Below are 22,015 nucleotides of genomic sequence, written 5' to 3'. Positions count from 1 at the left end.
GAGTCCAAAACGATGACTAAACCAACACGCCATGCGGACATCGCCTACAAAACAGTACAGGTTTCGAGAAAATCTGAAAAAATTGAGCTCCCAACTACCTCCTTCACACGCGCCCCGTTGGTAACTCTAGTTGTTTTTTTAGTTAATGTTCCGGATTTAAATTTATTAACAACTTCACCAGATCGCAAATCGAGAAAATCCAAAACCTCCCCATATATATCATCACTATCCTCAGCCAGATCCTCAAAAAACATGTGGAAGCACTGATGATTTGAAAAAATTTCTGAGACTTTATGATAGCCACAATAAAGGTCGCTCATTACACGCATCAATGCCGGAATATCCACAGTGACGTCAACAACATCACCGTATTGACTCACGGAAAAATTCTCTCGCGTGGGATGCCAAACTCCCGATTTTTGAGCACGCAAATCACTTAAGTGCTTCATAAGCAGGTTTCTTCGATTCAAGAATATTACCTTCAGATCCGCATCATCCCTCAGGGCACCCCATATATCTGACGATACGACGCTTTGACGACAATGGAAATAAAAAAGCTTAAATCCACTCACTCTTGAATCATCTGAAAAAACCTCACTATAGGCAAAATTGGCAGAACTCTCTCCCTCTTTCCATTTTCTACCATTGACCTGAGAGCGATCTGATATTTTGTTATGGAATGGCTCCATATAAACATTCGTGTCAGGGTGCGCCGCGAGATTGTTCATCAAAAAATTAGTACCGGCACGTCCGTGCGAGAAAACCACAAATTTACCACCCATTTTTATTTTCTCCTATTACGACATATCCGTCGATCCCCCCTTGCAATAATTCACCTAAAGAGAAACCTGAGGGGTTAAATGCATTTTTAGGTGTATATATATTTCATTATCTGGAAACTCTTCCTAAATATATACGTGGAAACGGCGATTTCACCATTCACCATCTGACGCCGCCCTCATCATTTGAATGAATTCCGGTTGCCAAGTCCAGCTTTCCAGGCGCATTATCCCATAGTTTACCGGGACGCCGTCCATGGATCTCAACTTATGGTCAATCAGAAACTCAAGGCCTTCAACTTCTGTTGCAGCCAAGCTGGCATGGTCGAAACGGTGTCCGAAAGCCTTCGCCACCACGGCCAGAAATTCCGACGCAGCCTCTTGATAAATAGGCTTAAGATCATCGTGAATACCACTATAGGACCAGCCGATGGTGTTGAGCAGGGAACGATAGATAGGATTCATGTTCTTCCAGTTTTCATCCAGCGCGCGGAGAAAAACTGACTTGAACATGTTAAAGCTATAAAAATGACGTTCGTCACCTTGTTTGATATCTTGTCCTGGATGTTGGCGATAGTGATAATTGTAACCGCGAATATGCGGTATCACACCAGCGTAAAGCACGACAAGTAACTGGAATATCTGGTCATCGAAGGCCCGGATGTGTTCAGGGAACCAAAGGTTATTCCGATCAAGGAAGTCGCGACGGTGTACGCGGCGCCAGATCGTAGGCTGACCGATGGCGATCACGTCTCCAGGTAGCCAGGAAAAACTGACATCGCCTATTCGGTGCTCCCCCGGTCCCCCGTAAATTTCTGCCTCGTAGCTGGGCGTAAAGGCTTCCGTACCATCAGGCTGAACTTCAAAAAATTCGAACCCGGCTTCAACTACAAAGGCGCCAGTGTAGCGTGCCGTCTCCAGCAGAGCCGAGAACATACCCTCATCTACACGATCATCAGCATCAATGAAGGCAATGTGTGTCGCATTCGAATGCATCCGCCCATAATTACGTGCAGAAGCGCAGCCCCCATTGGCTTTGCGTTTCAAATGCACGCGATCATGATCTGCGTAACGCTCCAAGACAAGATCACCGCCTCCATCCGTCGACCCATCGTCCACCACGATGACATGGATGTCAGGGTTATTGTCCGCAATGATGCTATCGATACACTCTGCGATGAACTCGCGGGCGTTGTACATGGCGATGACCACATCCAAGCGCGCCTGCCGAGTAGTAAAGCGGTCTTCATAATCCCGACGCAACGCATGCTCGCCATGCACAAAGTAATACTCCCGCTGTCCGGCATTAGGACCGGGAGTGCACAGGGTCGAGGGCACATACGAATGCAAGGCGCCGAATATAAATGGGGCATGAACATTCTGTAAATCCGCAAGAATGGCGCGCTCCGCTCCGGGCGCGTCAAGCCGGACAAGATCAGGTGTCAGCGACGCGATCAGGTCCACAGGCAACGCCGGCAGGAGGATAGTTTTCTCCACTTCATCCGCACTCACAGGGGCAACGCGGGACCCCATGGCCAAAAGAGGCTTGAAGATAGCCTCTTCCGTGCGTTTCAATGCCGCACGCAACTTGCGGCTCAGACCGACTTCCTTCTCTGCTGCACGTGGCGCGATTCCGAGACGGTCAAGATCCGGGTGAAAGGCAGCGTTCACGCAGGTAACATTGCTCAAATCAAGTATAGCAACATTGTCTTCCAGCACCTCAAAAGCGGACGGCACGGGTTCGAAGCAGATCACCTGCCATTCTGGATGCGCCTTGGCGAAAGGAAGCGCAAACCATCCCTCCCCCGCCCCGATGTCAACGCAGAGGCCTGCCTTCGGAATGGCACGCGAGGCCAGAAACCGTTCGGCGATCGCATCGAGATCGGTCAGCCGTTTGCGCTGCTCGGGCAAGTCGCTGCAAGTCTTGATCTCAATCTTCTGCCCAAACATCTGAATTTCACAGGTGTTGGTGTCCGTTGCACGGCTATGACACGCCGTAGCCGTCCACATCGTGCGGTCAAAAGTACTCATGCCATCACCTCTTTCGCATATCTGGACAATTGCTCACGCTCTCCACGAGGATCAGGAGTCTTCTTGTCGAAGATAAAAAATCTTGGGTCCACCCGCCTGAGTACTTCCTTCAACGCGGTACGATACGCTAATTGATGATATGCTGGAATTTCTTCCTCACACCAGCGCAACAACCGCAGAACCGAAATTGCCAATGCCCCGCGCATCTCTGAGTTATAAAAATCGGGGTGATTTTCGAATATCTGCAGTGTCACGCTCACCGAACCGAGAACATCGAAACGGATAGTGCCCTTGGATGCAGTCAATTGCGGGCGTATCTGGCGCTGGAAGTAAGTGAAGTGACGTGACGACACGAATTCGATAGAGCGAGCCCAAGCCACAGCCATCGTGTGGAATAGGATGTCTTCAAAAAAATGGTCATTCGGAAACCGCAAGTGTCCTCGGTCAACTAGTTCTCGTGAAACAAACTTGTTCGCTGACTGCGGCTCTAGGCTGGCAGCCCAAGCTTTGCGGCGTGAAAGCGGCAGGGAACCACTCCCTACCTTTTCCGCAGTAATGAAGTCGAAGTGTTTCTCGTCAAAAAAGGGCGTCAACTCAGTACGTTCACCGGAATAGGCACCCCGCGTCAGGATCAGTTCGGCCCCGGTTGCATCGATCACCCCTGCGGCTTCGGCAAACGACCATGGCGCGCGCGTATCGTCGGCGTCCAGAAAGCAGATATAATCGCCCTGAACATGCTGCAGCCCACGATTTCGTGCCCCAGACAGCCCATCATTCGCCTGCGGCAGAACCTGCAGGCGCGGATCATCAAAAGTAGCCAGAATATCCTTGGTTTCTTGAGTCGAACCGTCATCCACAATGATCAGTTCAAAATCCTCAAAGCTCTGGTTGAGTATGGAAGCGATGGATTGACGGATCAATTCTCCGTCGTTGAAGGTCGTCATGATGCAAGAAAATTTCACTGTTCCAACCCCCGTCCTCAAATAACGCCTGTCATGACCAGGTCATACAGCTCGTAGCAGTTGTCCTCGGGCTCCAGGAAAAGATGTAGTTCAAGTCGTTGAGCGTCATTAGTCAAATTTGGTGGGATATGGTAGGTTGCGGCAGCGTCGGTGGGTGTCGTCCCAATCCAACACTTCTCAGGCAAGAACAAATCATGGAAGCCGTCATCGAAAAGCAGGCGAATGGCGGGATTAATTGTCGTCGCTGCCTTTGCAGATGCTCGAAACTTGACATGGACGCAACGGCACTCCAACCACTCCTTCTGGTCCATGAAAATGGCAACTTCCAACCATCGAGCGTCAAGTGCAATCTCGGTGGCTCTCAACCGCCCAGTCTTGGCGCGTTCTGTTGAGAGACAGCCCTTCTTAGGATCGACGGCAATGTGCACCCCATCCGCCACAACCGCATTCTCATCCGTCGAAACTTCTTTGAAAATTATATCCGAATCATATGCGTGATCTGAAAAATGATAATTCAGGAACATGTCTGCCTACCGTCTTTCGTTCTGCAAATACATGGATGCCAGCCTCGTATTGGCCACGACCTTGTGACTGTCAACCGTGATCTCAGGCGCATGCCCTAAGTGCGACCGAAGGCGCGCCACCAGCTGAAACCTTTCTAACGCTACGGAATTTTTTAACCGTTACCGACAAAGTTTCCCTTCAACTAGCCGACGTTCTTGATGGAAACACACCCTTCGTTCCGCCCCGAAACCAACAGTACCCGCTCCCGACGAAAAGAACGAGCATCGAGGCTAGCACACCGGTCGTGGTCGCTAAACTTTTCTCATGATGCCTATTAATGCATCCTGGGCACACTCCAACCGAAAACGAGGAGCCTCACAACGGCGCGGTAAAGAACGCCGGCACCTTCTCGCCCTTGTCCAGACACTGAACGAAGCCGCGCGCGGTATCCAGTGCCTCGCGGATGGTCACGTCCATGTCGAGATAGCGATAGGTCCCGAGACGCCCGACAAAGGTGACGCCCGAGGTCTCCTCGGCCAGTTTCACGTAATCGGACAGCAGCGCCTTTTCCGCGACCTGGCGGACCGGGTAATAGGGGATGTCCTCGGGCTCGGCCGCGCGGGAGAATTCACGGTAGAGCACCGAACCCTCGTGGCTTTCCCAAGGGGCGAAATGCTTGTGCTCGGTGATGCGGGTATAGGGCACCTCGACCTCGCCATAGTTCATCACCGCGCAGCCCTGGTAATCGCCCTCATGGGTGAATCGCTCGAAATCCAGCGTCCGGTACCCCAGCCGTCCCAGTTCGAAATCGAACCAGCCATCCAGCGGTCCGGAATAGAACACGTGGTCATACTGATCCGCTTGGGCGCGGTCGAAAACAGTCTCTAACTGCACCGTAATCCCCGGATGATCGAGGATCTTTTCGATCATCGCGGTATAGCCACTCTCGGGCATGCCCTGGAACTTGTGAAAGAAATAATTGTCGTCATAGTTGAAGCGCACCGGCAGCCGCTTCAGGATCGAGGCCGGCAGTTCGCTGGGGTGACAGCCCCATTGCTTCATCGTGTAGCCCTTGAAGAAGGCCTCGTAGAGATCCTTGCCGACAAAGCGCATCGCCTGCTCTTCAAAGGTTTGCGGATCGGTGATCGAGGTATCGGCCTGTTCGTTGACGATGAAGTCATGCGCCTCTTCCGGGCGCAGGGTCTTGCGGAAGAACTGGTTGATGGTGTGCAGGTTGACCGGCAGCGAGAACACCCCGAGCGCGCCCTCGGGATCGCGCGAGGTGGTCTTCACCCGGTTCTTGTAGGGCAGGAAGGTCTCGAAGGAATTGACGTATTCCCAGACCTCGGCGTCATCGGTGTGAAAGATATGCGGGCCATAGATATGCACCATCACCCCGGTGTCAGCGTCGCGCTCGGTATGGCAATTGCCCCCGATATGGGGCCGGCTGTCGACCACGGTGATCTTGTGCCCCGCCTCGGCCAGATGCCGCCCGATCACCGCGCCGGACAGCCCCGCGCCTACCATCAGAAAGTTCATGTTCACTCCTATTGTCTCTACCAGGCACCTTACGAATGGCGATACGAGTCCGCTTTACCGAGTCACCGCACCGCCCAGTACTGCAGTTTTGCGGAAATCGCCCGGATTCCCGGCCATCCTCTCGGCCAACGGTCGAGCAAAGACCAGCACTTCTTCGATCATGCGCGCATCGAAATGATCCTCTGCTCGCAAGGACTGTGGCGCGGCGGTCACCACGGCCGCGCTTTGCTCCAACGCATCGGAAAACGGAAACCCCTCGAAAAAGGCCACGTCCAGCGCCTCAGCATCTGCGGCGAACCGCTCCTGAAAACGGGTTGCCAGACTGGCAGGCATGCGCAGCTTGGCGCCGTCGGTTCCGATCCCGCTCTGCACGAGGTGGTCCGCCAAGATCCTGCCAAACACCCCCTGCGCGTCACGGAACAGCGGTCCCTTTGGACCCTTCGCCATCGCTACCGCCCAAGTCTGAACCCGGCGCAGCAACGCCAACTGGCTGACCGTTAGGGAGGGATTCGCCGGGGCCGCATCGGCAATCTCAAACCTCTCGCTGTTCAATACAGTGTGAAAAAAATCCTGCACTACGTCGCTGTTATACATCCTATCACGAATAAAGGCCCGCAAGGTGAACCGATCACCAAACGTGTCGCGCCAAGCTTGGAAACGCGGCGTGTAATCCAGTACACCACTCTGCGTCATGATATCGAACAGCTGTTCCAGCGAATCGAGATCCGCACCAAGCTTGATCCTCTCAGAGAAGGCGGACAGGAACTTACCCGCATGCGGGCGCACATAGGAAATCAGGCGCAGCTGATCCTGCAGGTCCGGCCAATACTCCCCGATCGCTTGCTGCAGAACCAGCGGATCGACCATCTGGAAATGCTCTGCCGAGACAATACCGTAATCTGCATCGCTCTGCACGAAAGCCTCGTGCAAGCGTCCGAACCGAGCCTCACGCTGGCCGAGACGTCGCCGGAGTGTCAGGGTCTTGGCCAGAGCGATGTGATTGCTGCGGGTTGGGTAGAGAATAGATATCCCCGGCGTCTTCACTTGGCCCCGCACCAGCGCCTTCTGGATCGAGGTCGACCCCGTCTTGGTGTCGCCCAAGTGAATGACAAGCTCGTTGATCATCTCGGCCCTTTCGCCAAATGAAATCTGCAATCAGGATATGATTTCAGCCCCTAACATGGCCAAAAACTCGGAAATCTCCGGGGATTCCATGTCCTTTTCATACCCGCGCAGCCGGGCCAGCGCGTGCCGGAACACCTCGACCTCGGGCACCGGCAACGGCTGGCGCGCCGCCTCCAGGTCGGGAAAGAAGGGCGCCTTGCCCGAGACCTCGCCCAGAAACTGCTGGATCGGGGTGAACCGGTCAACCATCTCCGCGCGGTTCTGTTCCCCGAACAACTCGATCTCCGAAGATTTTGGCAGATCAAGCTCCGGCGTCAGCACCCGCAACCACCGGCGCAGCGCGCCGGCCTGCGGCCCCGGCAGCACCTCGTTGCCGCGTCGGGCCAGTTCGTAGACGCCGCGATGCAGCGATTCATTGGTGCGCTGTTCCGGGCCGAGCCCCTCCGGGAAGGTCAGTCCCGACTGTGCAATGAAATCCGCCACCGAGCCGCCGGCCGCCCGCACATCGGCGTAATCGCGCAGGACAAAGCGGGCCTCGGGCACCTCTTTCAGCCAGCCCTCCAGCATCAACCGGTAATCGAAATGGATGTTCCCGAAATATCCCTGCAGGCCGCCCGCGCTCAACGGCGCGATCTTGTGGCCGAATTTCAACCGCTGCCCGTGCCAGGAAGCAAGATAGTCATCAATCCGCCTCAGGGTGGCGATCACGGTGATCTCGGCCTCGGGTGGGAAGATATTCCTAAGGCCCTGGATCAGGGCCGGATCGGCGGGGGCAAAATTGGCAAAAACCTCCGCGGCCAGGATCACCGCCTCGGGCCGCAGGAATTCAATCTGCTTGCGGATCGCGCGCTCCATCTGCCCGCGGGCCGGCAGCCCCTTGTGAAAGCCGGGCACCTTGCCCTTGTCGTGTTCCGCCAACATCCGGAAGGCCAGCGCATTATGCGGCTCACGTGCATTGATCGGCAGCACCCCCTCCGGCGCATAACGCCCCGTCGCGGCCCCCAGCATCAGCGCCATGCCCTCGAAATCGACACTGGGGTAGAGAATGCCGGCCTGCGCCAGGGCCACGCTGTTCCGGGCCAGAAAGTCCTGCAGAGAGGTCGAGCCTACCTTGTGATGTCCGATGAACAGAATGACTTTCATACGCTTGATAAAACCTCTTGCAACAGGGCCTGCCCGGTCCGGTCATATGGAACAGGGCGCCGAGGAAATGCAAGCCCGCCCCACCCGCCTCACGGCGGCACAGGGCCGTTCTCCGCCCATGCCCCTCAGGGCGCAGTTCCCTCCACGCCATCCCCAGCCATCCCCAGCTTGGCCCGCCAGTAGCCCTCACCAGTCAACTCATCATAGCCCTTGCGGTACTGCTTCACGAGCCGGGGATAGCGCCGCAGGAAGGTCAGCGCCAGCGCGGTGAACCGCGCGCTCTCGCGCAGGAAGGCCCGCTTGGAGTGGCGCACGGTATAACATTGACGCTTGTTCGCGCTGAGATAGGTGATCTCCGACGCGCCCCAGGCCAAGTGGATGCTGCCCCGGTCCTGTGCTTCCAGCACGATGCGGTTGCCGAACAGGGAAAACAACGGCAGCAGGTGACCGTTCAGCGTCAGCTTCATGACCAGTCGGGTCCAGCGGTTATGCGGGTTCATCCGCCATTTGCTGTCCGACGGGTCCTGTCCCGTCGACTTGACCCAGGCCTCCTGCCTGGTCAGCGCCTTGATGTCGGCCCGGCGCTGCGCCATGTCGGCGTTGGCGTCAAAGAACTCCGGCCCCCTGAGCACATCCGCCAAAGCCAGGTTGATGGCGGCGATCGTCTCGTAATGCATCCTGGGCAGGTTGCGCAGGAAGAACCAGACCGCGATCTTGAGCGTGCGCAGCGCGCCTATTTCCATTGATGGCAGGCTCAGGTGATGCGCCATGTGGCTGCGCAGGTCCAGGTACCAGGTCAGTGGGCTTTCCTTGTCGGTGAAACTGTCCTGGAAGGAGACCACGCCGTTCAGGGTGACGATGTTGAAATCATGCACCAGGCTGAAACTCACGTCGTCGCCGCGCACGAAGAAGGGGAACGGTTGATGCGCCACCTTGTCGACCGGAAAGGCGAAGTACCACCAGCCGCCGTAGAAATTCGCGGGGGCCGGGCCGGTGGTGGCATATTCCATGCCAAAGCTCTGCCCCGGATCGCGCAGGTCGGTGCCCATGTAGAGCGGCATGCAACGGGTGTTGAACACCGCCCCGTTTTCCCAGATCGCCCAGCGGTGCGAGGCGTTGATCATCGCCCCGGCCACCGCCGTGGCGGGATCGATGGCATAGGCCAGAAACCGCCAGGTGCGATCGAGGCTCGCCATATGCACCGAGGCATCGTCATCCATGAACAGGCAATGGCTGGCGCCGCTGTCGCGCGCCGCCAGCAGCCCGCGGGAAAACCCCCCTGCCCCGCCGAGGTTCTCGTTCGGGACCACCGTCACATTTGAGCTTTCGGGGATCGTCACGCTCTGGCCGTTGTCGACCACGGTCAGCCGGATGTGATCCTTCAGGGGCGAGGTGGAAATATAGCTCCCGAACCGCCGGGCGGTCCGCTGCACCGCCGCCTCGCGCCTGAAGGTGGTGATCGACAGCATCAACTCCGGTACGCGCCGCGGCGCATCCGCCGTGACCCAATCCGCCGCAGTCAGTTTCCCCCGGCTCAACGCCCGCAACTCGAAGAACAACACCCCTTCGGTCAATTCCAGATCGAAGACATGCGACAAGTCGATCAGCGTGGGCGCCGTCGCACTCAGGGACACCACCTCGTTGACCAGTCGTTCCCAGGACCGTTCGGGCAGCGCCAGGAACACCGAGACTTCGAAACGTCCGGCCCCTTCCAGCGACAGTTGCAAATCGCTCAGTGCACAATTGTGCTGCCATTTGCCGATGTTGAAGAGGTTGAACCAAGTGTTGAACTCAGCCCTGCTATCGACCGAGAAATGCACCATGCCTTCTTCCGCCGAAAACCCCGCCGGACCATGCAGACGGACATAGAGGTCACGTTCGGTACAAATCCCCTGCTCCGGCCAGATCAGGCTCTGCAACGTGGTCACGGCCGGCGGGGACATCTGGACGGGCATAAGGCGTTCCTCTCTCACCGCCAGCGGCGGCGCATCTCTCAATTTTTCAATTCTCTTAATGGAGCAAAAGAGCCCGGTTCAACAGAAGATCATGTCTTCCCTCTCTGCGCAAAAACACGCGATGAAAATGCAACGGCAGCGCAGGCTCACCTCGCCATGATCGCCTCATGCATGGCGATCGCCTCTTCGAGGTCGTCGAAATACTGCACCTGGCCATTCTCCAGCACCAGCCCGGCATCGCAGAACTGCCGGATCTGCCCCATCGAGTGGTTGACCATGATCGCGCTCGAATTCTTCATCCGCTCGGCGAAGACCGCCCGGCTCTTGGACTTGAACGCCGCATCCCCCGTGGCCGTCACCTCGTCGACCAGATAGGTGTCGAAATGGATCCCCATCGAGGCGCCGAAGGTCAGCCGCGATTTCATCCCCGAGGAATAGCTGCGCACCGGCATGTGAAAGAATTTGCCAAGTTCGGCGAAATCCTCGACGAAGGCGATCAGCCCGTCGGTATCGACCCCGTAGATGCGGGCGATGAAACGCACGTTCTCGGCCCCGGTCAGATCCCTGTGAAACGAGCCGCCGAAGCCCACCGGCCAGGAAATCGAGCCATCGGAGACGATCCGCCCCGAATCCGGGCGCATGGTGCCGGCGATCATCTCCAACAGCGTCGATTTCCCGGCCCCGTTGCGGCCCAGCAGCGCCAGTGATTTTCCGCTGGGCAGGGTCAGGTTGAGATGATCGATCACCACCTTGCGCTCGCTGCGCAGGCGGAAACTCTTGGTGAGGTTCTCGAACCGGATCAACGGCGGTCCGTCCCGGGCCGCCGGGAGCCTGCGAATCCTTGTCGCGTCATCCCCTTGCCCTACTTAACTGCGGTCGCGGATCGAGTAATAGATCAGCGCGCCGATCGACCAGATCAGGACCAGGAACAACCCCGCCAGCCCGGCCAGGATGGCGCGCCTGGGATATTCCGCCTCCTGCGCCAGGGTCGGCTTGATGTAGGTCGCCAGGTAGCGGCTCTGACGCGCGGCATCGTCGCGGGCCACCTGCAGCGCGGTCAGCGCCGCGCGATAGGTTTCCTCGGCATATTGCAGGTCCACGTTCAGGCTCTCGAACTCGGCGATCAGGGTCGGGTAATCCTCGCCCACCGCGCCGGTATCGGTATTCTCGCTGGTGAAGGTCTGCCGCTCGATCCGGATGCGGTCGCGGATCACGTCGATGCGCTGCTGCGCCTTGGTCAGGCGCGGGTCGCTGTCATTGCTGGTGCCGCGCAGCAGATCGTATTCGATCAGCGCCTCGGCCAATTGCTGTTGAAGGTTGTTCATCACCCCCATGCGGCCCTGGATGTCGGCCGCCGGGTCAACGATCCGGGTGCGGGTGCGGAACCGGGTCAGCGCCTCGCGCGCCTCCTTCAGCCGGGCGATGGCCTGGTCGAGGTCATCGCGGGCATAGCGCATCGCGTCCTCGCGCGCCTGCTCGTTCAGCGCGTTGATGCGGTCCTGGCTCTCGCTCAGGATGGCGCTGGCCACCGCGCGGGCGGTTTGCGGATCAAAGGCCAAGGCCTGCACCTCGATCAGCCCGGTGCCACCATCATAGGAAATGCCCACGATGCGCTGCCAGTACCAGACCAGGTCCTCCAGCGTCGCGTCGGGCCAGAGCGCGAAGGCCCAGTCGTCGGGCCAGGGCTGGCTGTAATGGGCGCGCAGGTCGATCTTGGCATCCACCGCCTCGACCATCTCCTGGCTCTGGATGAACTCGTAAAGGATGTCGCTGTCCGAGGCGGTCGTGCCGCCGGCGAATTGCGCCAGCCCGCCCAGCAACTCGGAGGCGCCACCGCTTTCCTGGCTGCGCACGGTGAAGCCGGTGGTCGACATGTACTGGTCGCTGGCCAGGGTCCAGAGATAGAAGATCACCGCCACCAGCGGCAACAGCACCAGCGCCGCGAAACTGGCCAACAGCCCCCAATGCCGTTTCTTCAGTCGCGCCGGCGGCGCGATCGGCTGCACCGCAACCACCGGGGCCTCCCCGGCCGGGGCGGCCTTCCGGTTGCGGTTTTTCTTCGCCGCCGCCCTGGCAGCACGGCGTCTCGCGCCAGCGACCGGGGCCTGCCCCTCGCCCGGCGCGTCGGCGGTGGCACCCTCTGCCAGGTCGGAGGTAAGCGTCTTGTCGTTCATCAGGACCTGCTTGGCGCGAAGCCGTTTGAAATCTGTTTCCGTTTCTTACATAACGGCGCATGTAAACGCCAGTATCGGAACGCTTTTCATGGCCGTCCTGCCCCCCCCGGCGCCCCCTGCCCTGCCCCCCGCGCAATCCGGGCCGCGCCGTTTCGCGGCAGCGCGCACGGTGCTGGCCTTGGTGCTGCGCGAGATGTCGACCCGCTACGGGCGCACTCCGGGCGGCTATGCCTGGGCGATCCTGGAACCCCTGGGGGCGATCCTGGTGCTGAGCCTCGCCTTTTCAATAGTCATGCGCACCCCACCGCTCGGGACCAGTTTTATCCTGTTTTATGCGACAGGATACATGCCCTTCGACCTGTATCAGACCCTGTCGAACATGGTAGGAAAGGCAATCAATTTCTCCAAGCCGCTGCTGAAATACCCCGCCGTCACCTGGCTCGACGCGGTGCTGGCGCGCTTCCTGCTCAACAGCCTGACCGGGATCCTGGTGACACTCCTGCTGCTGACGGGCATTCTCGCGGTGATCGACGGCCGCACCGTGCTGGACCTGCCGCCGGTGGTGGAGGCGATGGCACTGGCGATGCTGCTGGGGCTGGGGGTGGGCGTGCTCAACTGCGCCCTCATGGGGTTGTTTCCCCTATGGGACATGATCTGGTCGATCGCCACAAGACCCCTCTTCATCGCTTCCGGCGTCTTCTTTCTTTACGACAGCATGCCGCCGCTGGCACAGGACATCTTGTGGTACAACCCGCTGATGCACATCACCGGGTTGATGCGCACCGGGTTCTACCCCACCTACACCGCCTCCTACGTCAGCCATGTCTACGTGCTGGGGGTGTCGCTGGCGCTGCTGGCGATGGGGCTCATCCTGATGGGGCGTTATCACCGCGACATCCTGAACCGCTAGGCCCCGCGGTGCCGGCCAGCGCCAGCACCTCCGGATGGGGGCGGTGCATTCGACCGGACAGGCCATCGGTGACCGCCCGGCCCAGCAGGCGCAGGAACCGGATCCGCTCGCCGGGGTGATGACGCAGTTTCAGCAGCCATTTCGGCAGCACCACCAGCAGCGCCGGCCAGAACAGCCAGCCCGCCGCCATGCGATAAAGGAACAACAGGTTGCGGTGGTAGTAGTACACCTTCCACAGCGGCCGGAACTGGCCGCTCTGCAGGGTTGAGCAGTCATGCTCGAAGGCGACCCCGGGAGCAAAGCGGATGCGCCCACCCGCCTTGCTGAGCCCGAGGGTGAAGATGCCATCCTCGCCATAGACGAACAGCCGCCCGTCGGGATAGCCCGCCAGCGACAGCGCGCGGCGCGACACGAAGAGCCCCACGAAGGACGACACATCGACCCAGCGCTCCGTGCCGCGGTAATCCTCGGGCGCGATGTGAAAGCCGCCGCGACCGCGCAGCAGGGTGCGGGCGAATTCGCGCCCGTGCCAGAACGGGTTGCGCGACGGGCGGTTCATCTCGCAGATGCGCCCGTCGGGGAAATAGACCGCCGCCGCGATGGCGTCGCAGCCGCTCTTGTCACTGGCGTGGAAAGCGGCCAGCCCGCCGGGGGCCGGGCGGGCATCGTCGTCCATCACCACCATCCAGTCGGGATCGAAACGCTCAGACGCCAACCGCATGCCCGTCTCGAACCCGCCGGCACCGCCCAGGTTCTCGGTGCTGGTCACCACCACCAGCCGCGGATCGGGCTGCGCCGCCAGCCAGGCGCCCGTGCCGTCGGTCGAGACATTGTCGATCACCACCACCGCCTGCAGTTCCGCCGCCGGGCTTTCCAGCAGCCGCGCCAGCACCAGCTTGAGCTTGTCCAAGCGGTTGTGGGTGACCACCACCGCCACCAGGCTCTCGGTCTTTCGGGTCTGCTCTTCACTCACGGCACGCGCGCCTTTTTCTTGTTTGCCTGCCCGGGATCAGCCCGGGCAGGCATTCGGATTGCAAAACCCACAATTCGGCGCCGGTGTCAAATCCGCGCGAAATCCCCCGCCCCACCCGAACCGATTTGACAGCCGCACCGCACTGCGCCACCAAGGCGCCATGCGCAATGCCCTCGTCACCGGCTCGGCCGGCTTCATCGGATATCACCTCTGCGCCCGTCTGCTCGAGCAGGGCTGGCGGGTGATCGGGCTCGACAGCCTGTCGGATTATTACGACGTCGCGCTGAAACGGCGCCGTCACGCGCGGCTGGAGCAGAACCCGCAGTTCACCCCGGTGATCGGCAAGCTGGAGAATCCCGACCGCCTCAAGACCCTTTTTCGGGACGAAACGCCGGAACTGGTGATCCACCTGGCCGCCCAGGCCGGGGTGCGCCATTCGATCGAGGCACCGCGCGACTATCTCGAGGCCAACCTGATCGGCACCTATGAGCTTCTGGAGGCCGCCCGCGCCCATCCCCCGGCGCACCTGTTGCTGGCCTCGACCTCTTCGGTCTATGGCGCCAACACCGAGATGCCCTACGCCGAGACCGACAAGGCCGATACGCAGATGTCCTTCTATGCCGCCACCAAGAAGGCGACAGAGGCGATGGCGCATTCCTATGCCCATCTCTATCACCTGCCGACCACCATGTTCCGTTTCTTCACCGTCTACGGGCCCTGGGGCCGGCCCGACATGGCGCATTTCAAGTTCACCCGCGCGATCCTGCGTGGCGAGCCGATCGACGTCTACAACCACGGCCAGATGCAGCGCGACTTCACCTATATCGACGACCTGGTCGACGGCATCCTCGGGTTGTCCCGGGCCGTGCCGGGCGAGACCCCGGTGTCGGAGCATGACAGCCTGAGCCCGGTCGCCCCGTTCCGCGTGGTCAATATCGGCGGCAGCCACCCCACCGCGCTGATGGATTTCATCGCCGCCATCGAATCCGCCTGCGGGCGCGCCGCGGAGAAGGTGATGCATCCGATGCAGCCGGGCGACGTGCCGGCAACCTGGGCCGATACCACGCTTTTGACAGAGCTGACCAGCTATGCGCCGAAGGTGGGGGTGGAAGAGGGGCTGCGCCGTTTCGTGGCCTGGTACCGGGACTATTACCAGGTTTGAGCGGCCGCCTTGCGCGCCATGTTTCGCGTGCGAAACAATAGGTAACCCATACTGACCTGAATTCGACCGCCGATTTCTGAGCATTCCGACATCGGGGCCTGCGGCCTGAACCGGGTGGAAAATGTTTCGCGCGCGAAACAAAAGGGCAGGGGGGCTGACCTGTCAGCCGCGCTGCGCCAGCCAGGCCTGCAGCGCCTCGAACAGGGTCTGATCCACGGCTTCGCCGCGCAACGCGATCTCCCCCCGGTGCCGGTCGAATTGCAGCTGCACCCCGGGCGCGACAGCAATCGGCAGCGGCGCGCCGGGGGTCGGGCCGACATGAGGCTCTCTGATATCAGTCTCTGCGCGCCGTTTAGAGCCTTTTTCCGGCGCGGGGGTCGGTGCAGGATCAAAGGTCGAGGCTGGCTCAATCGGCGCCGGGTCAGCGGTTGGCGCAGGGGCAGGGGGCTCCACCGCCTCGGCCAGGATCCGCAGCTCCGCCTCGGCGCTTTCGGCGGGGGTCGCCGCCAGCCGCGTTGTCAGCCGGGCCGCCAGATCGGCATCCTCGCTCAACGCCCTGGACAGGGCCAGCCCCAGCTTTTCCGGGATCGCGGTGGGAAAGCTCAGCACCGGGTCGAGCCGCTCGACCAGGGTCATGAAGCTGCCGATCTTGGAGCGCTTGGCGCGCGGCGCCGCGTTGTAGAGACTGAGCAGCGCCTCGCGGCGGCTGTCATAGACGCCCTCCTGCAGCGCGCGCAGGGCGATGCGGGCGCGTTCGTAATGGCTGAGATTGACGCGGATCTCGTTCTCTTCGACCATCGCCACATAGGCCGCCTGGGCGCTCTCCGGGGCGATGACCCGCGCCCGCACGGCGGCAAAGCGCGGCTCTTGCGTCCGCTCATGCAGGCGGGTCAGCGCGGTCAGCCGGCGCCAGCCCGAGATCAGCCCGTGGGTCTTGCCGCCCTTCGGATCGGGCAGGCGGACCACCTCGACCGGGGTCTGCTGGCCGCGCGCCTCGAGGCTGGCCATCAGCGCCGCCATCTCCTCCTCGTCCTGCACCATGCGGTCGCGCACCAGGTGGCCGATGTCGATCGCGGTGAGCGGAAGATTCTCCAGCATCAGACCCTGTTCACGGGCCGCCTCCATCTCGGCGGCAAGTTCGGTGAGCGCGGCCAGCGCCGAGGCGTCACCGCTAACCTGAGCGATCGGGGCGGAGGCCGGGGGGGCGCCCGCATCCGTCCCGAGTCCGGGGCCGCCGATGCGCACCGGCGCGGGATCGAGGAAATGGGCCTGGGCCGGGGTCAGTCGCCTGCGTTTCGCCATGTCTGGTCTCCTTCTTCGCCCGGCTCTGTCAGCTTGCGGTTAAGCCCGGCTCAACCGGGCGCGCGGCGGCCTCGGCCCGGGCCGCAAGTTCCTCGCGCCGCCAGACGCCGACCAGCAAGCGTTTGAAGGCGGCATAGGTCTCGTCGAAGGTTTCGCGGCCACGGGCATAGGTCTCGCGGTTGAAGTCGCGGTAATCGGCCTCGTAGATGCCCTCGACCTGCTCGCCGGCCTGGCCGATCAACGCGGTGAAATCCTGCCGGTGCGGCGAGAGGGTGCGGCCGAGATAGGCCTGGATCAGCGCCGAAAGCTCGCCCTGCTGGGCGCCGTCGTAACGGGTGACTACCGCGCGCACCGCGTCCCATTCAAAGGCGAGCCCGGGGCGGCCCAGGGCGCGGGCGGCGATATTCTCGCCCTCCTCGATCGAGGCAAAGGTGGAATGCAGCATGTCGAAGAACCGGCCCGTCGAATCGAATTCGAGGAAGGAGGCGCCGAAGGGCACCAGCAGGATGTCGGCGGCGGCCAGCCCGTTGATCGTCAGGTACCCCAGCGCCGGGGGGGTATCGATGAAGATGACGTCGTACTGGTCCAGCACCCCATCGGCCTGCAGCCGGTCGGTCAGCGCATCCCAGAGCTTCCAGCCGCGCGCGGCCATGCGCCAGACCGGCACCTGGAACTCGGCCCAGTAGAGGTTCAGCTGGGCGCCGATCAGGTCGATGTTGGGCCAGTGGGTCGGCTGGATCACGTCTTTCGCGGTCATCTCCAGCGCCGCCGAGAGCGCCTCGTCCAGCGGCTGCGGCGCCTCGCCCCGGTCAAGCCGGCGCTGGTTCTCGGCGCGCAGATGCTCGCCGTAGTGGCGCGCCAGCAGCGGGAAGGCGGTTTGCCATTCGTCCTCGACGGTGCCGCCGAAGATCGAGGTCATCGAGCCCTGGGAATCGAGGTCGATCACCAGCACCTTGTAGCCGTCGAGCGCTGCCGACATCGCCAGATGCGCGGCGGTGGAGGTCTTGCCGACGCCGCCCTTGAAGTTGGCCACCGCCACCAGTTTCGCCGGCAGCCCCTCGGGGCGGTAGGGCAGGTAGTTCTTGGCCTTGGACCCCTGTGCCGCGAAATGGGCGCGCAGGCGCAGCACCTCGTCGAGGGTGAACCACTTGGCGCCGCCTTCAGTCTCGGACCGGCCCTGCGGTAGCTCGGGGTTCTGTTTGAGCACGCGCCGGAAATGGGCCTGGGCGACCGGGATCAGGTAGCGGGTGATCTCCCAGGTCGAGAACAGCCGCAGCGTCTTGCGCCCGTCCTCGTCCATGCCCCGGCTGGCCAGGTCCGAGCGACCGCGCGCGCAGGCCTCGGCAATGGCGGCGAAGCCGGCGGTATCGGTGGCGCTGTCAAGCTCCTCCAGCGCCGCGTCGGGATCGATGTTGAAATAGGGGGGCAGCCCCGTGCTGTCTTTTGCCATGAAGAAAATCGCCCGATGTGCTGCGTTTTCCACATGGTACCACAAAACACATTACATGGAAGCAAAAGCAGCACAAAACCGATTTTTCCAAGCAAATTCAGGGGGAAATCTCCGGGCGCGCGGGGTGTCATCCGGGGGGCTGGATTTTTTTGCCCTGTTATTTTTGTGTTATCTGTAAGTTACGCATCCCCAGCCTGCCAGATAAGCTGCTGTTCGCAAAGGGGTTTCGGGATTTTGCGAAGGCCCGAGTGAATCCGAACCCCCGATGGGATGACTCTGAACCCCCGAAGATGCGATTCCGAACCCCCGTTGCGGGGGCCTGTGGATAACCCTAGGCTGGGCGTCATTGAAACCACGATAAAAACGCGAGTCGGAAACCGGCCATGAGCAGTGCAGTCAGCAGCGGGGCAGGGGGGCTTTTGCCCGACCGTCACAGGCAGGGGGATTTCTTTCTCTGCGATATCTTCGACGCGATTCCCAAGGACGACCTGGCGAGCATGGAGCATCCGCTGTTCTCGCTTTCGACCCGGCCGGACCGGCGGATCCTGTCCTATGCCCATAACGCGGTGCAGATCACCGTGACCCCGAGCGTCAAGGGGCTGGCGACGATCCACGACAAGGACATCCTGATCTTTTGCATTAGCCAGCTGATGGCGGCGCTCAATGCCGGGCGGCAGGTGAGCCGCACGCTCTATCTCAAGGCGCATGACCTGCTGATTGCCACCAACCGCGAGACCAGTGGCGATGCCTACCGGCGGCTGCGCGAGGCCTTCGAGCGGCTGGCGGGCACCCGCATCACCACCAATATCGTCACCGGCGCGCAGGAGACCACCACCGGCTTCGGTCTGATCGAAAGCTGGGAGATCGTGCGCAAGACCCCCAGGAACGCCAAGGGGGGCGGGCGGATGGTGAGCGTGTCGGTGACGCTGTCGGACTGGCTCTATCGCGCGGTGTTGTCGAAATCGGTGCTGACGCTGAGCCGCGATTACTTTCGCCTGCGCAAACCGCTGGAGCGACGGATCTACGAACTGGCGCGCAAGCATTGCGGCCGGCAGGAGGGCTGGACCGTCTCGGTCGAGACCCTGCTGAAGAAATCCGGCTCGGCCAGCCCGCGCCGGGTGTTCCGGCGCATGCTGCGCGACATGATCGCGGCCGACCACCTGCCCGATTACGCGATGGAGGAGCTTGACGGCGACCTGATCCGCTTTACCCCCAAGGGCCGGATGATCGAGGCGCCGGTGACCCCGCCACGGCTGAGCGAGGCGGCGCGTGAGCGCGCCCGCGAGATGATGCCGGGCTGGGACGTCTACGCGCTGGAGGCCGACTGGCGCGCGATCTGGGCCCGCTCCGGCGCGCCGCGCTTGCGCAGTCCCGATGCCGCCTTTCTCGGCTGGGTGAAAAAACGGGCCGGGCAGGGGGACGCGACCCACTGACAACCCACGATATGTTTGCCAAGCCGCGTGACAACCCTGCGGGGTGTTTGCTAAGGCGCGGGGATACAGGGAATGAAAGACAGTGCAGATGCAGATCGACCAAACCCCGTTGCCGGGCCTTCTGATCCTGACCCCCGCGCGGTTCGGCGATGCGCGCGGGTTCTTTTCCGAAAGCTGGAACCGCCAGCGGATGGAGGCGGCCGGGATCGACCTGGATTTCGTGCAGGACAACCATTCGCTCTCGGCGGCGGTGAACACGGTGCGCGGGCTGCATTTCCAGGCGCCGCCCCATGCCCAGGACAAGCTGGTGCGCTGCGGGCGCGGCGCGCTGTTCGACGTGGCGGTGGATATCCGCAAGGGCAGCCCGACCTATGGCAAATGGTTCGGCACCGAGCTTTCGGCGGAAAATGGCAAGCAGCTGCTGGTGCCCAAGGGCTTCCTGCACGGCTTCGCCACGCGGGAACCCGACACCGAGATCTGTTACAAATGCACCGATTACTACGCGCCGGACTGTGACGGGGCGGTGCGCTTTGACGATGCGGCGATCGGCGTCGACTGGGGGCTGACGGGCGAGCCGGTGCTGTCGGGCAAGGATGCCGCGGCGCAGGGGTTTGCCGATTTCGACAGCCCGTTTGTTTTTGAAGGGCCCGTTTGTCTTTGAAGGGTAAGAGATCATGAAACTTCTGGTGACCGGCGGCGCCGGTTTCATCGGCTCGGCGGTGGTACGCCATGCCATCGGGGCCGGTCATGAGGTGGTCAACCTCGACGCGCTGACCTATGCGGCCTGCCTCGACAACGTGGCCAGCGTGGCCGACAGTCCGCTTTACAGCTTCGTCCATGCCGATATCCGCGACCGCGCGGCGCTGGATGCGGTGTTCGCCGCGCATGTGCCCGACGCGGTGATGCACCTGGCGGCGGAGAGCCATGTCGACCGCTCGATCGACGGGCCGGGGGATTTCATCGAGACCAATATCACCGGCACCTACAACATGCTGGAGGCGGCGCGCGCCTATTGGGCCGCGCAGGGCAAGCCGGAGGCGTTCCGGTTTCACCATATCTCCACCGACGAGGTCTTCGGCTCCCTGCCCGCCGACAAGTCGGTGAGGTTCACCGAGGACACCCCCTACGATCCGCGCAGCCCCTATTCGGCCTCCAAGGCCAGTTCCGATCACTTGGTGCGGGCCTGGTATGAGACCTACGGGTTGCCGGTGGTGCTGACCAATTGCTCGAACAATTACGGGCCGTATCATTTCCCCGAAAAGCTGGTGCCCGTCATCATCCTGGGCGCGCTGGCGGGCAAGCCGCTGCCGATCTACGGCGACGGGTCGAACGTGCGCGACTGGCTTTACGTGGAGGATCACGCCGATGCGCTGCTGCTGGTGCTGCAACAGGGGCAACTGGGCCGATCCTACAACATCGGCGGCGAGAACGAGCGGACCAACCTGGAGCTGGTGCAGACGCTTTGCGCCATCCTCGACGAGTTGCGGCCGAAATCGGCGGGAAGCTACGCCGATCAGATCACATTCGTCACCGACCGGCCCGGCCATGACGCGCGCTATGCCATCGACCCCTCCCGCATCCGCGCCGAACTGGGCTGGCGGCCAAGCGTGACGGTCGAGGAGGGGCTGCGGCGCACCGTGCAATGGTACCTTGATAACGAGGCCTGGTGGCGGGCGTTGCAGGACCGCGCCGGGGTGGGGGAACGGCTGGGGGTCAAGGCATGAGCGGGTTGCTCGTCTTTGGCCAGACCGGGCAGGTGGCGCGCGAACTGGCCACCTGTGCCGATACCCTCTGCCTGTCGCGGACCGAGGCCGATCTCACGGACCCGGAGGCCTGTGCCGCAACGATCCGCGCCCATGCGCCGCGCGCGGTGATCAACGCCGCCGCCTATACCGCCGTCGACAAGGCGGAAGAGGAGGAGGCGCTGGCCACCACGATCAACGGCGCCGCCCCGGCGGCCATGGCGGCGGCCTGCGCGGATCTTGGCATCCCCCTGGTGCAGATCTCGACCGATTACGTCTTTGACGGCGCTGGCACGGCGCCGTGGCGCCCGGGCGATCCGGTGGCGCCGCTGGGCGCCTATGGCCGGAGCAAGCTGGCGGGCGAGCAGGGCGTGCGCGCGGCGGGGGGGGCATACGCAGTGCTGCGCACCTCCTGGGTGGTCTCGGCGCATGGCAATAATTTCGTCAAGACCATGCTGCGGCTGGGCAAGACCCGCGAGAGCCTCACCATCGTCGCCGACCAGGTGGGCGGGCCGACCCCGGCGCGCGCCATCGCGGCGGCCTGTGTGACCATGGCCGAAACCCTCGTGTCAGAGCCTGATAAACGCGGGGTCTATCATTTCTCGGGCGCCCCGGATGTGAGCTGGGCAGGCTTTGCGCGGGAGATCTTCGCGCAGGCGGGCATCAATTGCGCGGTGACGGAGATCCCCACATCCGATTACCCGACCCCGGCGGCGCGGCCGCTGAACTCGCGGCTGGATTGCACCGATTTAGAGACTGTTTTAGACCTTGCGCGCCCCGACTGGCGGGCCGGGCTCACGGATATTCTGAAAGATCTTGGAGAGACATGAC

General features: G+C 61.7%; 19 protein-coding genes. 6 read left to right on the top strand and 13 right to left on the bottom strand.

Features of this window, described 5'->3' with window-relative positions:
- Positions 1–44 precede the first annotated feature (44 nt).
- The 10 genes from ABWV23_RS20610 to ABWV23_RS20565 form a co-directional block, all read right to left on the bottom strand.
- Positions 45–782: a hypothetical protein gene (locus ABWV23_RS20610; protein ID WP_353351254.1), complete on the bottom strand. Its 738-nt coding sequence runs from the start codon at positions 780–782 to the stop codon at positions 45–47.
- 150 nt (positions 783–932) lie between these two features.
- Positions 933–2,810: an FkbM family methyltransferase gene (locus ABWV23_RS20605; RefSeq protein WP_353351252.1), complete on the bottom strand. Its 1,878-nt coding sequence runs from the start codon at positions 2,808–2,810 to the stop codon at positions 933–935.
- Entirely contained in the window at positions 2,807–3,754 is a 948-nt protein-coding gene (locus ABWV23_RS20600; RefSeq protein WP_353351250.1) for a glycosyltransferase family 2 protein, read from the bottom strand. Before ABWV23_RS20600 ends, ABWV23_RS20605 begins: the two co-directional genes overlap by 4 nt.
- 35 nt (positions 3,755–3,789) lie before the next feature.
- Positions 3,790–4,296 carry a hypothetical protein gene (locus tag ABWV23_RS20595; protein WP_353351248.1) on the bottom strand — a complete coding sequence of 169 codons (507 nt, stop codon included), beginning with the start codon at positions 4,294–4,296 and terminating at the stop codon, positions 3,790–3,792.
- 355 nt (positions 4,297–4,651) lie between these two features.
- The gene (gene glf / locus ABWV23_RS20590; protein WP_353351246.1) at positions 4,652–5,815 is read right to left on the bottom strand and encodes a UDP-galactopyranose mutase; all 1,164 of its coding nucleotides are present in this window, start codon (positions 5,813–5,815) and stop codon (positions 4,652–4,654) included.
- A 54-nt stretch (positions 5,816–5,869) separates the two neighbouring features.
- The gene (locus tag ABWV23_RS20585) at positions 5,870–6,940 is read right to left on the bottom strand and encodes a hypothetical protein (protein ID WP_353351244.1); all 1,071 of its coding nucleotides are present in this window, start codon (positions 6,938–6,940) and stop codon (positions 5,870–5,872) included.
- 30 nt (positions 6,941–6,970) lie between these two features.
- Entirely contained in the window at positions 6,971–8,083 is a 1,113-nt protein-coding gene (locus ABWV23_RS20580; RefSeq protein ID WP_353351242.1) for a hypothetical protein, read from the bottom strand.
- 125 nt (positions 8,084–8,208) lie between these two features.
- A complete protein-coding gene (locus tag ABWV23_RS20575; protein WP_353351240.1) occupies positions 8,209–10,026 on the bottom strand; it encodes a glycosyltransferase family protein in 1,818 nt (605 codons plus the stop codon).
- Positions 10,027–10,184: 158 nt separating this feature from the next.
- Complete coding sequence (locus ABWV23_RS20570; protein ID WP_353351238.1) at positions 10,185–10,841, bottom strand: ABC transporter ATP-binding protein; 657 nt, start codon at positions 10,839–10,841, stop codon at positions 10,185–10,187.
- A 63-nt stretch (positions 10,842–10,904) separates the two neighbouring features.
- Positions 10,905–12,212, bottom strand: a complete 1,308-nt coding sequence (locus ABWV23_RS20565; RefSeq protein WP_353351236.1) for a KpsE/RkpR family capsule polysaccharide export protein — start codon at positions 12,210–12,212, stop codon at positions 10,905–10,907.
- An 88-nt stretch (positions 12,213–12,300) separates the two neighbouring features.
- Between ABWV23_RS20565 and ABWV23_RS20560 the strand changes: the two genes are divergently transcribed.
- A complete protein-coding gene (locus ABWV23_RS20560; protein ID WP_353351234.1) occupies positions 12,301–13,122 on the top strand; it encodes an ABC transporter permease in 822 nt (273 codons plus the stop codon).
- On the opposite strand, the gene ABWV23_RS20555 is transcribed toward ABWV23_RS20560, so the two are convergent.
- On the bottom strand, positions 13,079–14,095 hold the full coding sequence (locus ABWV23_RS20555; RefSeq protein WP_353351232.1) for a glycosyltransferase: 1,017 nt from the start codon (positions 14,093–14,095) through the stop codon (positions 13,079–13,081). The genes ABWV23_RS20560 and ABWV23_RS20555 overlap by 44 nt on opposite strands.
- Before the next feature lie 160 nt (positions 14,096–14,255).
- Between ABWV23_RS20555 and ABWV23_RS20550 the strand changes: the two genes are divergently transcribed.
- Positions 14,256–15,257 (top strand): NAD-dependent epimerase/dehydratase family protein, encoded by a 1,002-nt coding sequence (locus ABWV23_RS20550; RefSeq protein ID WP_353351230.1) that lies wholly within the window; start codon positions 14,256–14,258, stop codon positions 15,255–15,257.
- A 162-nt stretch (positions 15,258–15,419) separates the two neighbouring features.
- On the opposite strand, the gene ABWV23_RS20545 is transcribed toward ABWV23_RS20550, so the two are convergent.
- Together ABWV23_RS20545 and ABWV23_RS20540 are read right to left on the bottom strand one after the other, a co-directional pair.
- Positions 15,420–16,559: a ParB/RepB/Spo0J family partition protein gene (locus ABWV23_RS20545; protein ID WP_353351228.1), complete on the bottom strand. Its 1,140-nt coding sequence runs from the start codon at positions 16,557–16,559 to the stop codon at positions 15,420–15,422.
- Between the two features lie 28 nt (positions 16,560–16,587).
- Positions 16,588–18,009, bottom strand: a complete 1,422-nt coding sequence (locus ABWV23_RS20540) for an AAA family ATPase (RefSeq protein WP_353351226.1) — start codon at positions 18,007–18,009, stop codon at positions 16,588–16,590.
- Between the two features lie 383 nt (positions 18,010–18,392).
- Between ABWV23_RS20540 and ABWV23_RS20535 the strand changes: the two genes are divergently transcribed.
- From ABWV23_RS20535 to rfbD, 4 genes are all read left to right on the top strand, one after another.
- On the top strand, positions 18,393–19,442 hold the full coding sequence (locus ABWV23_RS20535) for a replication initiator protein A (protein WP_353351224.1): 1,050 nt from the start codon (positions 18,393–18,395) through the stop codon (positions 19,440–19,442).
- Between the two features lie 88 nt (positions 19,443–19,530).
- Complete coding sequence (gene rfbC / locus ABWV23_RS20530) at positions 19,531–20,103, top strand: dTDP-4-dehydrorhamnose 3,5-epimerase (protein WP_353351222.1); 573 nt, start codon at positions 19,531–19,533, stop codon at positions 20,101–20,103.
- 13 nt (positions 20,104–20,116) lie between these two features.
- Positions 20,117–21,166: a dTDP-glucose 4,6-dehydratase gene (gene rfbB / locus ABWV23_RS20525; RefSeq protein ID WP_353351220.1), complete on the top strand. Its 1,050-nt coding sequence runs from the start codon at positions 20,117–20,119 to the stop codon at positions 21,164–21,166.
- Positions 21,163–22,014, top strand: coding sequence for a dTDP-4-dehydrorhamnose reductase (rfbD, locus tag ABWV23_RS20520; protein ID WP_353351218.1), 852 nt, complete (start codon positions 21,163–21,165; stop codon positions 22,012–22,014). Before rfbB ends, rfbD begins: the two co-directional genes overlap by 4 nt.
- The last annotated feature ends 1 nt before the right edge of the window (position 22,015 follow it).

It is taken from the genome of Aquicoccus sp. SU-CL01552 (assembly GCF_040365005.1).
GTDB lineage: Bacteria > Pseudomonadota > Alphaproteobacteria > Rhodobacterales > Rhodobacteraceae > Antarcticimicrobium.
Note: the sequence above shows the minus strand (reverse complement) of the source record. Positions and strands in the feature narration are given on the sequence as shown.

Excerpts from the sequence above, each read along its gene's own strand:
- ABWV23_RS20535 (WP_353351224.1), top strand. The coding sequence starts at position 18,393 with ATGAGCAGTGCAGTCAGCAGCGGGGCAGGGGGGCTTTTGCCCGACCGT.
- ABWV23_RS20580 (WP_353351242.1), bottom strand. The coding sequence starts at position 8,083 with ATGAAAGTCATTCTGTTCATCGGACATCACAAGGTAGGCTCGACCTCT.
- ABWV23_RS20560 (WP_353351234.1), top strand. The coding sequence starts at position 12,301 with ATGGCCGTCCTGCCCCCCCCGGCGCCCCCTGCCCTGCCCCCCGCGCAA.
- rfbB (WP_353351220.1), top strand. The coding sequence starts at position 20,117 with ATGAAACTTCTGGTGACCGGCGGCGCCGGTTTCATCGGCTCGGCGGTG.
- ABWV23_RS20605 (WP_353351252.1), bottom strand. The coding sequence starts at position 2,810 with ATGAGTACTTTTGACCGCACGATGTGGACGGCTACGGCGTGTCATAGC.
- rfbC (WP_353351222.1), top strand. The coding sequence starts at position 19,531 with ATGCAGATCGACCAAACCCCGTTGCCGGGCCTTCTGATCCTGACCCCC.
- ABWV23_RS20610 (WP_353351254.1), bottom strand. The coding sequence starts at position 782 with ATGGGTGGTAAATTTGTGGTTTTCTCGCACGGACGTGCCGGTACTAAT.
- ABWV23_RS20540 (WP_353351226.1), bottom strand. The coding sequence starts at position 18,009 with ATGGCAAAAGACAGCACGGGGCTGCCCCCCTATTTCAACATCGATCCC.
- ABWV23_RS20575 (WP_353351240.1), bottom strand. The coding sequence starts at position 10,026 with ATGTCCCCGCCGGCCGTGACCACGTTGCAGAGCCTGATCTGGCCGGAG.
- ABWV23_RS20585 (WP_353351244.1), bottom strand. The coding sequence starts at position 6,940 with ATGATCAACGAGCTTGTCATTCACTTGGGCGACACCAAGACGGGGTCG.
- ABWV23_RS20565 (WP_353351236.1), bottom strand. The coding sequence starts at position 12,212 with ATGAACGACAAGACGCTTACCTCCGACCTGGCAGAGGGTGCCACCGCC.
- ABWV23_RS20595 (WP_353351248.1), bottom strand. The coding sequence starts at position 4,296 with ATGTTCCTGAATTATCATTTTTCAGATCACGCATATGATTCGGATATA.
- ABWV23_RS20545 (WP_353351228.1), bottom strand. The coding sequence starts at position 16,559 with ATGGCGAAACGCAGGCGACTGACCCCGGCCCAGGCCCATTTCCTCGAT.
- ABWV23_RS20550 (WP_353351230.1), top strand. The coding sequence starts at position 14,256 with ATGCGCAATGCCCTCGTCACCGGCTCGGCCGGCTTCATCGGATATCAC.
- rfbD (WP_353351218.1), top strand. The coding sequence starts at position 21,163 with ATGAGCGGGTTGCTCGTCTTTGGCCAGACCGGGCAGGTGGCGCGCGAA.
- ABWV23_RS20600 (WP_353351250.1), bottom strand. The coding sequence starts at position 3,754 with ATGACGACCTTCAACGACGGAGAATTGATCCGTCAATCCATCGCTTCC.
- glf (WP_353351246.1), bottom strand. The coding sequence starts at position 5,815 with ATGAACTTTCTGATGGTAGGCGCGGGGCTGTCCGGCGCGGTGATCGGG.